Source organism: Roseateles chitinivorans (assembly GCF_050632145.1).
GTDB classification, from domain to species: Bacteria; Pseudomonadota; Gammaproteobacteria; order Burkholderiales; family Burkholderiaceae_C; genus Roseateles; species Roseateles chitinivorans_B.
In genome coordinates, this window is the sequence record NZ_CP192577.1 from 2,909,494 (window position 1) to 2,922,304 (window position 12,811).

Sequence of the window (12,811 nt, forward strand, 5' to 3'; positions counted from 1 at the left end):
CCATCATGAAAGCCAACGAACGACAGCTCCATTTCGTCACCCGCGAGGATCCGGACACCGGCGCGCGCGTCACGCGGCTGACGCCCACCGACGTGACCTGCCATCGCAACTACTTCTATCAGAAGTGCTTCACCAACGATGGGACCCAGCTGATCTTCGGCGCGGAGTTCGGGCCGGGCACGAGCTGGAACTACCACCTGCTCGACCTCAAGACGCAGGTGGCGACGCAGCTCACCGACCAACCGGGCGAGAACACCTTCGGCGGCTTCCTCAGTCCCGACGATCGTCATCTCTACTTCGTCCGTGCCGAGCGGCAGCTGATCCGCCTGTCCATGCGGGATCTGGGCGAGGAGGTCGTCTACACCGTGCCCGAAGGCTGGGTCGGGTACGGCACCTGGGTGGCGAATTCGGCCTGCACCAAGATGGTCGGCATCGAGATCGCGGCGAGCGACTGGTTCCCGCTCAGCGACTGGCAGAAGTTCCACCAGATGTTCCATGCGAAGCCGCGCTGCCGGTTGATCCGCATCGACCTGATGACCGGCGCGCGCGAGGTGATCCTCGAGCAGCAGGGCTGGCTCGGGCATCCGCAATACCGGCCGGGGGACGACAACACCGTCGCGTACTGCCACGAAGGGCCGCACGACCTCGTCGACGCGCGCATGTGGTTCATCGACGAGGACGGCCGCAACGTCCGCTGCGGCCGCCGCCATGATCCGGGCGAGAGCTGCACCCACGAGTTCTGGGTGCCGGACGGCTCCGCGATGATCTACGTCTCCTACCTGAAGGGGCAGCGCGACCGCTGGATCTGCTCGCTCGACCCGGTGACGCTCGAATCGAAGCGCCTGACGCGCATGCCGCCGTGCTCGCACCTGATGAGCAACCAGGACGGCACGCTGCTGATCGGTGACGGCTGCGATTCGCCGGCCGATGTCGCCGACACCGGCAGCCACCAGATCGCGACCGATCCCTTCCTGCACGTCTTCGACCTGAAGGCCGGCACCGAGCGCCGCGTCGCGCGGCATGACAGCTCGTGGCGCGTCTACAAGGGCAACCGGCAGGTCACGCATCCGCATCCGTCCTTCACGCCGGATGAGAAGCAGGTCCTCTTCAGCGCCGACGCCGAGGGCGAGCCGGCGCTGTATCTGGCGGATCTGTGATGCAGGGGCGGATGGGGATGCGGCGCGCAGTCGTGACGGCGAGTCTGGTCCTCATGGGGTTGTCGGGCGAGGCCGCGGTGGCGTCGACGGCCCCGATACCGGATCGCCCCCAACTCTCCGACGCGCAGGCGGCGACGGCGACCGTCGCCGCTTACCTCGGCGACTGGCAGCCGGCGCCGCTCGATCCCTCGCTTTGGACGCCGACCTTTGTCGTCGCCGCGGACGGCAGCGGCACGCACCGCACGGTGCAGGCGGCGATCGATGCGCTGCCCGCAAGGGCGGCGGGGACGGCCCCGCGCGCGTACGTGCTCGTGAAGCCCGGCATCTACCGCGAACCGCTCTGCATCCAGGACAAGGCGCCGTTCGCGCTGTACGGCGCGGGAGATCCGTCCGAGGTCGTGATCCTCGAAGGCCGCTACAACGCGCTGCCGAAAGCGAAAGGCGAGGTCGCGCATCGCTGCATGCCGCTGCTCGACGCGGAGACCCATGGCACGCCTGGAAGCGCCAGCGTGATGCTGTTCAGCGACGACGTCCAGCTCGCCCGCCTGACCATCGCGAACGACGCGATGGACCGAGTCCGCGATGGGCAGGCCTATCCCGCCGGTGTCGGTGAAAGCGGCGGCGCGCAGGCCGTCGCGCTGATGACGCGTGGCGACCGGATCCAGCTGGAACAGGTGCGGCTCATCGGGCATCAGGACACGTTCTATGCGGAACGGGAAAACGACGGGACGCATGAGGCGCGCGTGCTCGCGCGTCGCACGGAGATACGTGGCGATGTCGACTTCATCTTCGGCGGCGCGACGCTGGTCATCGACGACAGCCTGATCGTCAGTCGCGCCGGTCGTCGCGTGCCGGGCCACGGTGGGCACGTGATCGCGCCCAGCACGCCCAACGCGCTCGCGCGGGGCTTCCTGATCCAGGATTCGCGCTGGCTCGCTGAGCCGGGCGTGGCGCCGGCGAGCATCAGTCTTGGCCGGGCGTGGGACCGCGGCGTCGCCCGCGGCGGATGGCGTGCATCGCCGACGATCCCGAACGGTCAGGCGGTGCTGCGCGGCAACCTGTTCGGGCCGCATCTGGCGCCGTGGTCCGCATCGACCTCGCGACGTCCGTTCAGCGCCACGGGTGACGCGGCGAATCGCATGGCCGAGTACCGCAACCTCGCGCTGCCGGTCGCATTGCCTGCCGTCGCGTTCGATGCGATCGCGTCCGGCAATGGCTGGGCATCGATGAACGGCGGCACGATCGGCGGCGCGAAGGCGAGGCCCGATGCGGTCCGCGTCGTTCGCACACGCGCGGAACTCGACGCGGCGATCGCGCTCGGCGACACGCCCAAGCTGATCGCGGTCGCGGCGCGCATCGACCTCGCCGCGGAGGCCGCGGGACGCCGCCTGGGCATGGACGACTTCCGCGATCCTGCGTTCGACTTCGATGCCTTCGTCAGGCAATACGACCCGGCGACCTGGGGGCGTCGCGAACCTTCGGGGCCGCTCGAGGACGCACGCAGGCGCTCTGCCAAGCGGCAGGCCGCGCAGGTCGTGGTCAAGGTGCCGTCGAACACGACGATCGTCGGCGTCACCCCCGACGCCGGCTTCGACGGCGGCTCGCTGATGCTGGACAAGGTCTCTCAGGTGGTCCTGCGCAACCTGCGCTTCTCCGATGCCTACGACTTCTTCCCCGCCTGGGACCCCAACGACAACGGCCACGGCGAATGGAACTCCGAGTACGACACCGTCTCGCTGCGCGAGGCCACGCAGGTGTGGATCGACCACTGCGCCTTCGACGACGGCGAGCGGCCCGATCCGCGCGAACCGGTGGCGTTGGGTCAGCGCCTGCAGCGGCACGACGGACTGCTCGACATCACCCGACGCTCCGATTTCATCACCGTGTCCTGGAACGTCTTCCGCCGGCACGACAAGACGATGCTGATCGGCGGCGGCGACGGGCATCGCGACGATCGCGGCCACCTGCGCGTGACGCTGCACCACAACCTCTGGGAGCAGGTGAAGGAGCGCACGCCGCGCGTGCGCTACGGGCAGGTGCACGTCGCCAACAACCTCTATGTCGCGACGGCCGACGGCGACTATCCCTACGGCTACTCGATCGGGGTAGGCATCGAATCGCAGGTGCTGAGCGAGGCCAACGCCTGGGAGACCGCGTCGGGCATCGGCCCCGAGCGCGTCGCGCGCCTGCTCAAGGGCGATCGACTCTCGGATCGCGGCTCGAGCTTCAATGGGGCCCCCTTCGATCCGGCGCGTTCGCTGCGCGTCGCGAACCCTGACAAGGCTGTCGTCGACGACGCCGGCTGGACACCGCCATACCGGCTGCCCATCGGGGTTGCACGCGATGTGGCCGCCCAAGTCCGCGCCGGTGCGGGGACGGGCCGGCTGTGGTGAAATCTCCCCTTTCCAGGAACACCGAGCGCATGGATGACGATCTGAACGATGGCAAGCAGCAGCCCGAATCCGTGGCCGCCGTGCTCAAGGTTTTCGCCATCCTGCAGGCCCTGTCAGAACGCAGTGATACCGGTATCTCGGAGTTGTCCGTCAGGCTGGCGATGCCCAAGGCGACGGTCTACCGTTTCCTGCAGACGATGAAGACGCTGGGCTACGTCCGCCAGGAGACCGACAGCGAACGCTACGGCCTGGCGATGAAGGTCTTCGAGATCGGCGCGAAGGCGCTGCAGTACCCGGACCTGGTCGACCTGTCCAAGCACCACATGCAGATGCTGGCCGACGCCACCGGCGAGACGGTGCACCTGGGCACGCTGATCGACAGCGAGATCATCTACGTCCACAAGGTCGATTCCAAGCACATGCTGGGCATGTACTCGCGCATCGGCCGTCGCGCGCCGCTGCACTGCACGGCGATCGGCAAGGTGCTGATGGCCTGGGAGCATCCGGAGCGCCGGGCGCGCGTGCTGGCCGGCGCCGAGTTCCAGCGCTTCCGCGACAAGACCATCATCGAGCCGGCCGCCTTCCAGGCCGAGCTGGAGCGGGTGAAGGGGCAGGGCTTCGGCGAGGACCGCGAGGAATTCGACGACCACATCCGCTGCATCGGCGTGCCGATCTTCGACCGGCTGGGCCAGCCGATCGCCGGCATGAGCGTCAGCTTCCCGACCTTCCGCTACGACGACGCCAAGGCGCCCGAGGTCGTGGCGATGCTGCAGGCGGCCAGCCGGGACATCTCGGCGCGGCTGGGTTGCACGAAGTTCCCGCTGGACGTCGCCTGACGCACTGAGCGTCGCCGGTCCGGGACAATCCCCGTCCCGCGGCACCCGGCGTCCTGCCGGCCGCCGTCCCCCGAAACAACGCTCGATAACACGCAGCATCGACGCGACACCGAGATAACGAGGTTGTCGCGGAGGTCGATGTTGTCGTACAACTGATCCCGTGATGAATGCTTCGTTGACCCGTTCCCGTCCGAAATCGCTGGCGCTCGGCCTTGTCCGCGCGCTGGAGGACCGGATCCGTGCGGGTGCGCTCGCCAACGGCGACAAGCTGCCGACCGAGGCGGCGATCATGGCCGAGTTCGAGGTCAGCCGGACGGTGGTCCGGGAGGCGATCTCCAAGCTGCAGGCGGCGGGGCTGGTCGAGACCCGGCACGGCATCGGGACCTTCGTCCTGGGGCTGGGGGAGGGCGGCCCGTTCCGCATCGGCGCGGAGCAGATGGCGACCTTGCACGACGTCGTCGCGGTGCTGGAGCTGCGCATCGGCATCGAGACCGAGGCGGCGGCGCTGGCCGCGCAGCGGCGCAGCGACGCGAACCTGAACAACATGCGCGCGGCGCTGTCGGCCTTCGCCGAGGCGGCCGAGGCGGGCCGGGACGCGGTGGCGTCGGACTTCCAGTTCCACCTCGAGATTGCCCGCGCGACGGGCAACCCGCACTTCGAGCAGCTGATGGCGACGCTGGGTGCCCCCAGCATCCCGCGCGCGCGCCTCGCGAGCCTGCAGGCCGCGGGCGACGAGGACCCGGTGGCGCAGCGCGACTACCTGCTCCGCGTGAACGCGGAGCACGAGAGCATCCTCGACGCGATCGCCGCGCGCGACACCGAGGCTGCCCGCGCCGCCATGCGGACGCATTTGGCCAACAGCCGCGAACGGCGCCGGCGTGCGGCGTTGGCGCTCCAAGAGCGCGGATAGTTCTCGGTCATCTTCCAATAGAGGGCACGTTCCAGGGCCATGATCGCTTTGAAGGCGGACTTCAGCGACTCATCGCCTGCGGCGCAGTCGAGGTAGAAGCGGCGAAGCATCTCCTCATGGGCCCTGGGCAACGGAACGCCTTGCTCCCAGCGACGCACGACCTGTGTGGGCAGGCGAAGGACCTTGGCCATGGCTTGTTGCGACAGTCCCAACATGGTCCGCAAGAACCGGACCTCCTGGCCCGACAGACGTTCCTGATTGCAGGCGATGTAGGAGCCAAGCGCATCGTGGATCGCGTCGTGAGCGCTGAACGACATGGCGGGCCCATACGCCGTCTCGTGAAATTCAAATCCGTTCATGAGCCAGACGTTGTCGAGCCCGCATTCGGTGTAGTGATACATCGTCATTTCCAGCGTCTCCTAGCAGGCCGTTCCTCGGCCCAGACAGGCTGGAAATCGTAGGCTTGCGCCGGTGCGGCGCTCGCGAGCCGTGTCGCGAACTCCCCATAGTTCAACTCGGTAAATCGCGGGCTGGAACTGACTTCGATACGTGTATTCCCCGATCCGCCGCGCTGGTTTCGCGCCTTGTCATCCGCGCGACTCAACTTGTATGATGACTGACAACAAGGCCGCCGAAGCGACCCTGGGCTGAGTCCCGAGGGCGCACCAAGAGCGGTTTCCACGGTTCCTTCCTGGAGACAAAACCATGACCGTCCTGACCCGCCGCCTGGCCGTCAAAGCCGGTGCCGCCCTCGGCGCCGCCGTCCTGTCCACCTTTGCGGCCGGCCTGGCCCACGCCAGCGGCTTCCCCGACCGGCCGGTGACCATCGTGGTCCCGTTCCCCGCCGGCGGTTCCACCGACATGCTGGCCCGCGCCATGGGCGCCGAGCTGCAGAAGAAGTGGGGCCAGACCGTCATCGTCGACAACCGCCCCGGCGCCACCGGCACCCTCGGCACCACCCAGGTCAAGCGCGCCTCGCCCGACGGCTACACGCTGCTGGTGTCCTCGCTCGGACCCTTCGTCATCGCGCCGCACCTGATCAAGGCCGTCCAGTACGACGCCCTCAAGGACATCGACCTGCTCACCGTCGCCATCCAGGCGCCCAACGTGCTGGTCGTGCCCGCCTCGTCCCCGCTCAAGAGCGTCAAGGACGTCATCGACACGCTCAAGAAGGAGCCGGGCAAGATGAGCTTCGCCTCCTCGGGCAACGGCTCCTCCGACCACCTCACCGCCGAGCTGTTCTGGCTGCAGACCGGCACCAACGGCCTGCACGTCCCCTACAAGGGCGGCGCCCCGGCGATCAGCGACCTGCTGGGCGCCCAGATCGAGGCCTCGTTCCAGAACGTCAACGCGGTGCTGCCGCACATCCTCGGCGGCAAGCTGCGCGCGCTGGCCGTGACCGGCGACAAGCGCTCCGCCGTGCTGCCCAACGTGCCCACGCTGTCCGAGTCCGGCATCAAGGGCGCCGACGTCTACTCGTGGCAAGGCGTCGCCGCCCCCGGGGCCTGCCGCCCGCCGTGCGCGCGCAGCTGCAGAAGGACATCGTGGCCGCGCTGCACGAGCCCTCGGTGAAGCAGAAGTTCACCGACATCGGCATCGAGACCGTCGCCAACACGGCCGACCAGGCGCAGGCCTTCCAGAAGACCGAGTTCGCGCGCTGGAAGCAGGTCATCGAGACCCGCAAGATCACCGCCGATTGATTCAGATTGACCAGGAGCTTCTCGTGAGCGCAAGCAGTCCCATCGTCACCTCCGCCCGCGCGATCCCGGTCGCCGGCCGCGACGGCATGCTCATGAACCTGAGCGGCGCCCATGCGCCGTTCTTCACCCGCAACCTGCTGATCCTCGAGGACGACGCCGGCCACGTCGGCATCGCCGAGATCCCCGGCGGCGAGCCCATCCGCAAGACGCTGGAGCAGGCCGGCGAACTGCTCGTCGGCCAGCCGGTCGCGAAGTGGAACGCGCTGCTGGCGCAGGTGCGCGAGAAGTTCAAGGGCCTCGATAGCGGCGGCCGCGGCCTGCAGACCTTCGATCTGCGGACCACCATCCACGTGCTCACCGCCGTCGAATGCGCGCTGCTGGACCTGCTCGGCCAGCACCTGGGCGTGCCGGTGTGCGAGCTGCTCGGCGAAGGCAAGCAGCGCGACAGCGTCGCGATGCTGGGCTACCTGTTCTTCGTCGGCGACCGCACGAAGACGGGTCTGGCCTACAAGACGCCCGAGGACGAGGCCGGCAGCGATGCCGCGACCGACGCCTGGCTGAAGGTCCGCCACCACGTCGCGATGACGCCGGAGACCATCGTCGAGCAGGCCGCCGCCGCGCAGGCGCGCTACGGCTTCAAGGACTTCAAGCTCAAGGGCGGCGTGCTGCGCGGCGAGGAGGAGGTCGAGGCGATCAAGGCGCTGAAGGCCCGCTTCCCCGAGGCGCGCGTCACGCTCGATCCCAACGGCGGCTGGCTGCTGAAGGACGCGATCCGCCTGCTGCGCGACCTGGGCGGCGTGCTCGCCTACGCCGAGGATCCCTGCGGCGCGGAGGAGGGCTTCTCCGGCCGCGAGGTGATGGCCGAGTTCCGCCGCGCCACCGGCCTGCCGACGGCCACCAACATGGTCGCCACCGACTGGCGCCAGTTCACGCACGCGCTCAGCCTGCAGTCCGTCGACATCCCGCTGGCCGACCCGCACTTCTGGACCCTGTCCGGCGCGGTCCGCGTCGCGCAGACCTGCCGCGACTTCGGCCTCACCTGGGGCTCGCATTCCAACAACCACTTCGATGTGTCGCTGGCGATGTTCACGCATGCCGCGGCCGCCGCGCCGGGTCGCCTCACCGCGATCGACACGCACTGGATCTGGCAGGATGGCCAGTTCCTGACCGAGAAGCCGCTGCAGATCGTCGACGGCGAGGTCGCGGTCCCGACCGCGCCGGGTCTCGGCGTGACGCTCGACATGAAGGCCGTCGAAGCGGCCCACCAGCTCTACCTGCAGCACGGCCTGGGCGCGCGCGACGACGCCATCGCCATGCAGCACCTGATCCCCGACTGGAAGTTCGATCCCAAGCGGCCCTGCATGGTCCGCTGAACGATCCCCCCGAACGACACCTGGAGAGAGACAACATGCAAGACAAGAAGTTCGCCCGCCGTGCCCTCATCAAGACCGCCGCCGCCGCCGCCGCTGTGGCCGCGGTGGCAGGTGTTGCCCCCAGCGCCTACGCGCAAGCCGCCTGGCCCAGCAAGCCGCTGAAGATCATCGTCCCGTACACCCCGGGCGGCTCCTCGGACATCATCGCCCGCATCATCTCGCCGCTGCTGGGCGAGGCGCTCAAGCAGACCGTCATCGTCGAGAACAAGCCCGGCGCCAGCGGCAACATGGGCGCCGACCAGACCGCCAAGGCCAACGACGGCTACACCATCATGCTGTGCGATGTCAGCGCGCTGGCCATCAGCCCGTCGCTGTACACCAAGCTCAACTTCGATCCGTCCAAGGACCTGAAGGGCGTGGCGATGCTGGCGTACTCGCCGCACATGCTGGTCGTCCACCCGTCGGTGCCGGCCAACAACCTGAAGGAACTGGTCGAGCTGTCCAAGAAGTCCAAGATCGACTTCGCCGTCACCGCGATGGGCAGTGCGCCCCACCTGGCCGGCTTCCAGGTCGCCAGCCTGACCGGCGCGAAGTGGGAATACATCCCGTACAAGGGCGGCTCGCAGGCCGTCACCGACACCATCGCCGGCCAGACGCAGGTGCTGATGAACGGCATGCTCGCGACGCTGCCCTTCGTGCAGCAGAACAAGCTCAAGGTCATTGGCGTGAGCAAGTCCACCCGCGTGCCGCTGCTGCCCAACGTGCCGACGCTGGCCGAGCAGGGCGCCACCGGCTTCGAGTCCGGCACCTGGCAGGGCATCCTGGCCCCGGCCAACATGCCCAAGGCCAACATCGACAAGCTGTCGGCCGCGCTGATCGCCATCATCCGCATGCCCGACGTCCGCGCGCGCCTGGCCGCGCAGGGCGCCGAGGTCAACACGATGAACGCCGCCGAGATGGACACCTTCTTCAACGCCGAGCGCAAGAAGTGGGCGGGCGTCGTGGCCAAGAGCGGACTGAAGCTCGATTGATTGCCGATCGGCGCATCGAAGGCGCATCGCTGGATGCGTCGTCGGTCGCGTCGACGCAGACCCGTTTGATTCCGACCTGAGGAGCCCGTCATGCCGACGCCGACCACGCCTTATTCCGCCTTCCCCAACACGCTGCGCCAGCGCCTGATCGCCGGCGAGCGCCTGATCGGCTGCTGGTGCTCGCTCGCCAGCCCGATCAGCACCGAGGTGCTGGGCGTGGCCGGCTTCGACTGGCTGCTGCTGGACGGCGAACACTCGCCCAACGAGGTCAGCAGCTTCGTGCCGCAACTGATGGCGCTCAAGGACAGCGTGAGCGCGCCGGTCGTGCGGCCGAGCAGCAACAACGCCGTGGAGATCAAGCGGCTGCTCGACGCGGGCTTCTCCAACTTCCTGGTCCCGTTCGTCGAGAGCGCGGAGGAGGCGGCCCGGGCCGTCGCCTCGACGCGTTATCCGCCGCAAGGCATCCGTGGCGTGTCCGTCTCGCAGCGCAACAACCGCTACGGCACGGTGCCCGGCTACTTCCAGGGCATCAACGAGCAGATCACCGTGGTCGTCCAGATCGAGAGCCCGGCCGGCGTGGCCGCCGTCGCGGAGATCGCCGCGATCGACGGCGTGGACGCCGTGTTCATCGGCCCGTCCGACCTGGCGGCCGGTTACGGCCACCTCGGCAACCCGCAGCACCCGGACGTGCAGGCGGCGATGGCGACGATCTACGCCGCCTGCAAGGCCGCGGGCAAGCCGGTCGGCATCCTGGCGCCGGTCGAGGCCGATGCGCGCCGCTACATCGAGCAGGGTGCCACCTTCGTCGCCGTCGGCAGCGACCTCGGCATCTTCCGCAGCGCGACCCAAGGTCTGCGCGACAAGTTTTGACCCCTCCTACGCGCTTCGCGCGCCCCCGGGGGCGGCTCCGAGGCCCGGCAAACCCGGCGCCTCGTGCCCTGCTTGGTCAAGACGACCATTGAATCAGTAGTGAAAGTGAGAACTGCAATGAGCATCAAGATCGGTTTCATCGGCCTGGGCATCATGGGCGCGCCCATGGCGGTGCGTCTCGCGCAGGGCGGGCATCAGCTGTTCGTCCAGACGCGCAGCAAGGTGCGCGAGGAAGTGGCCGCCGCCGGCGCCACCGTCTGCGCCAGCGCGACGGACGTGGCCGAGCAGGCCGACGTGATCTTCACGATGGTCCCGGACACGCCGGACGTCGAGCGCGTGCTGTTCGGCGAGGGCGGCATCGCCGCCGCGTTCGCCGGCGGCAAGGGCGCGGGCAAGACGGTCGTGGACATGAGCTCGATCTCGCCGATCGCGACCAAGGACTTCGCCGCTCGCATCGAAGCGCTCGGCGCCGAATGGCTGGACGCGCCGGTCTCCGGTGGCGAGGTCGGCGCCAAGGCCGGCACGCTGTCGATCATGGTCGGCGGCAAGGAGTCCACCTTCGCGCGCATCAAGCCGCTGTTCGAGCTGATGGGCAAGAACATCACGCTGGTCGGCGGCGCGAGCGCGGGTCAGGTCACCAAGGTCGCCAACCAGATCATCGTGGCGCTGAACATCGCCGCCGTGAGCGAGGCGCTGGTCTTCGCCTCCAAGGCCGGCGCCGATCCGGCCAAGGTGCGCGAGGCGCTGATGGGCGGCTTCGCCTCCAGCCGCATCCTCGAGGTCCACGGTGAGCGCATGATCAAGCGCACCTTCAATCCGGGCTTCCGGATCGCGCTGCACCAGAAGGACCTGAACCTCGCGCTGCAGAGCGCCAAGTCCATGAACGTGGCGCTGCCCAACACGGCCAACACCGCGCAGCTGATGCAGGCCGCCGCGGCGCAGGGCTGGGACCAGCTCGACCACTCGGCGCTGGTGCGCGCGCTGGAAGTGCTGGCCAATCACGAGGTCGGTAGCACTACGGACGCCGCCTGAGGGGCCAGGTCTCCACAATCACCGGTCATGAGCCAGCCCTCCGACGCCTCCGTTCCTCCGGCCGACCTGGTCGCCGATCCCCGCGCGCTGCTGAGGCACCTCTACCGCGTCGCGGTGGACCGCGCGCTGCCGGGGAAGATCCTGGCCAGTCACCTGCCGCCGCCCCCAAGGGTCGCACGCTGGTGATCGGTGCGGGCAAGGGCGGCGGGTCGATGGCGCAGGCCTTCGAGGCCGCCTGGCCGGCCAGTGCGCCCATGACCGGGCTGGTGATCACGCGCTACGGCCACATCCCGCCGGACTACCGGCCGCGCCGCATAGAGATGGTCGAGGCCGCGCATCCGGTGCCCGACGCCGCCGGCGAGCGCGCCGCGGCCCGGATGATGCAGAAGGTGCGCGACTTCAACCCGACGCCCGACGACCAGGTGATCTGCCTGATCTCGGGCGGAGGCTCGGCGCTGATGCCATTGCCGGCACCGGGGCTGACGCTGGCCGACAAGCAGGCGGTGAACCGCGCGCTGCTGGCCAGCGGCGCCAACATCGTCGAGATGAACTGCGTGCGCAAGCACCTCAGCGGCATCAAGGGTGGCCGGCTGGCCGCCGCCTGCGCGCCGGCCAAGGTGCTGACGCTGATGATCTCCGACGTGCCGGGCGACGATCCGCAGGTGATCGCCTCCGGCCCGACGGTGCCCGACGCGAGCACCTGCGCCGAGGCGCTGGCGATCTGCCGCCGCTACCGCATCGCCTTGCCGCAGCTCGCCGTCGACGCGCTGGAGCGCGGTGAGTGGGAGACGCCCAAGCCCGGCGACCCCTGCTTCGACGGCCATGAGCAGCGCATCATCGCGGCGCCGCGCCAGAGCCTGCTCGCGGCCGCCGAGGCGGCGCGCGCGCTGGGCATCACCGCGCACGTGCTGTCCGACGAGATCGAGGGCGAGTCCCGCGAGGTCGGCCGCGTGCACGCCGCGCTGGCGCGCTCGGTGGCACGGCACGGCGAACCTTTCGCGAAGCCCTGCCTGATCCTGTCCGGCGGCGAGACCACGGTCACGCTGGTCCCGCAGCCCGGACGTGGCGGCCGGGCCGGCGAGTTCGTGCTCGGCTGCGCGATCGCGCTGGACGGGCAGCCGGAGGTCTGGGGCCTGGCCGCGGACACCGACGGCATCGACGGCGTCGAGGACAACGCCGGCGCCTTCCTCAGCCCCAGTACCCTCGAGCGCGCCCGCGCGCTCGGCCTGAAGCCGGCGGACCTGCTGGCGGCCAACAACGGCTACGCGCTGTTCGAGGCCCTGGGCGACCTGCTGATCACCGGACCGACGCAGACCAACGTCAACGACTTCCGCGCGCTGCTGATCCGCTGATCCGTCGAGGGTCAGGCGTCGACAGCCGGGCATCGGCAGGGCAGCGGCAGGGCAGCGGATATCCCCCGTGGAGCGAATCCAGGGGGAGATTGACCAGATGTTGACGCGCCTCAAGGCAATTTCCGTCCAGGGCGAGGACAGTCCGGCATTCCCGGTT

The 12,811-nt window shown here is 69.1% G+C and carries 8 protein-coding genes and 2 pseudogenes; all 10 read left to right on the top strand.

What is annotated here, in order from left to right; all coding sequences use genetic code 11:
* Positions 1–5 precede the first annotated feature (5 nt).
* The 10 genes and pseudogenes from ACQ86G_RS13455 (at position 6) to ACQ86G_RS13500 (ending at position 12,654) form a co-directional block, all read left to right on the top strand.
* On the top strand, positions 6–1,157 hold the full coding sequence (locus ACQ86G_RS13455) for an oligogalacturonate lyase family protein (RefSeq protein ID WP_431261017.1): 1,152 nt from the start codon (positions 6–8) through the stop codon (positions 1,155–1,157).
* A gap of 17 nt (positions 1,158–1,174) precedes the next feature.
* Positions 1,175–3,550: a pectinesterase family protein gene (locus tag ACQ86G_RS13460; protein WP_431261018.1), complete on the top strand. Its 2,376-nt coding sequence runs from the start codon at positions 1,175–1,177 to the stop codon at positions 3,548–3,550.
* Positions 3,551–3,579: 29 nt separating this feature from the next.
* The gene (gene kdgR / locus ACQ86G_RS13465) at positions 3,580–4,386 is read left to right on the top strand and encodes a DNA-binding transcriptional regulator KdgR (protein ID WP_431261019.1); all 807 of its coding nucleotides are present in this window, start codon (positions 3,580–3,582) and stop codon (positions 4,384–4,386) included.
* Positions 4,387–4,549: 163 nt separating this feature from the next.
* On the top strand, positions 4,550–5,296 hold the full coding sequence (locus ACQ86G_RS13470; RefSeq protein ID WP_431261020.1) for a FadR/GntR family transcriptional regulator: 747 nt from the start codon (positions 4,550–4,552) through the stop codon (positions 5,294–5,296).
* A 705-nt stretch (positions 5,297–6,001) separates the two neighbouring features.
* A pseudogene (locus ACQ86G_RS13475) lies at positions 6,002–6,996 on the top strand (Bug family tripartite tricarboxylate transporter substrate binding protein).
* Positions 6,997–7,082: 86 nt separating this feature from the next.
* Entirely contained in the window at positions 7,083–8,369 is a 1,287-nt protein-coding gene (locus ACQ86G_RS13480) for an enolase C-terminal domain-like protein (protein ID WP_431261399.1), read from the top strand.
* A gap of 35 nt (positions 8,370–8,404) precedes the next feature.
* Complete coding sequence (locus ACQ86G_RS13485) at positions 8,405–9,400, top strand: Bug family tripartite tricarboxylate transporter substrate binding protein (protein WP_431261021.1); 996 nt, start codon at positions 8,405–8,407, stop codon at positions 9,398–9,400.
* Between the two features lie 90 nt (positions 9,401–9,490).
* The gene (gene garL / locus ACQ86G_RS13490) at positions 9,491–10,270 is read left to right on the top strand and encodes a 2-dehydro-3-deoxyglucarate aldolase (protein WP_431261022.1); all 780 of its coding nucleotides are present in this window, start codon (positions 9,491–9,493) and stop codon (positions 10,268–10,270) included.
* Positions 10,271–10,387: 117 nt separating this feature from the next.
* On the top strand, positions 10,388–11,302 hold the full coding sequence (gene glxR / locus ACQ86G_RS13495) for a 2-hydroxy-3-oxopropionate reductase (RefSeq protein WP_431261023.1): 915 nt from the start codon (positions 10,388–10,390) through the stop codon (positions 11,300–11,302).
* Positions 11,303–11,329: 27 nt separating this feature from the next.
* Positions 11,330–12,654: pseudogene (locus ACQ86G_RS13500) on the top strand (glycerate kinase type-2 family protein).
* Positions 12,655–12,811: the final 157 nt, after the last annotated feature.

Excerpts from the sequence above, each read along its gene's own strand:
- glxR (WP_431261023.1), top strand. The coding sequence starts at position 10,388 with ATGAGCATCAAGATCGGTTTCATCGGCCTGGGCATCATGGGCGCGCCC.
- kdgR (WP_431261019.1), top strand. The coding sequence starts at position 3,580 with ATGGATGACGATCTGAACGATGGCAAGCAGCAGCCCGAATCCGTGGCC.
- ACQ86G_RS13480 (WP_431261399.1), top strand. The coding sequence starts at position 7,083 with ATGCTCATGAACCTGAGCGGCGCCCATGCGCCGTTCTTCACCCGCAAC.
- ACQ86G_RS13460 (WP_431261018.1), top strand. The coding sequence starts at position 1,175 with ATGCGGCGCGCAGTCGTGACGGCGAGTCTGGTCCTCATGGGGTTGTCG.
- ACQ86G_RS13485 (WP_431261021.1), top strand. The coding sequence starts at position 8,405 with ATGCAAGACAAGAAGTTCGCCCGCCGTGCCCTCATCAAGACCGCCGCC.
- garL (WP_431261022.1), top strand. The coding sequence starts at position 9,491 with ATGCCGACGCCGACCACGCCTTATTCCGCCTTCCCCAACACGCTGCGC.
- ACQ86G_RS13455 (WP_431261017.1), top strand. The coding sequence starts at position 6 with ATGAAAGCCAACGAACGACAGCTCCATTTCGTCACCCGCGAGGATCCG.
- ACQ86G_RS13470 (WP_431261020.1), top strand. The coding sequence starts at position 4,550 with ATGAATGCTTCGTTGACCCGTTCCCGTCCGAAATCGCTGGCGCTCGGC.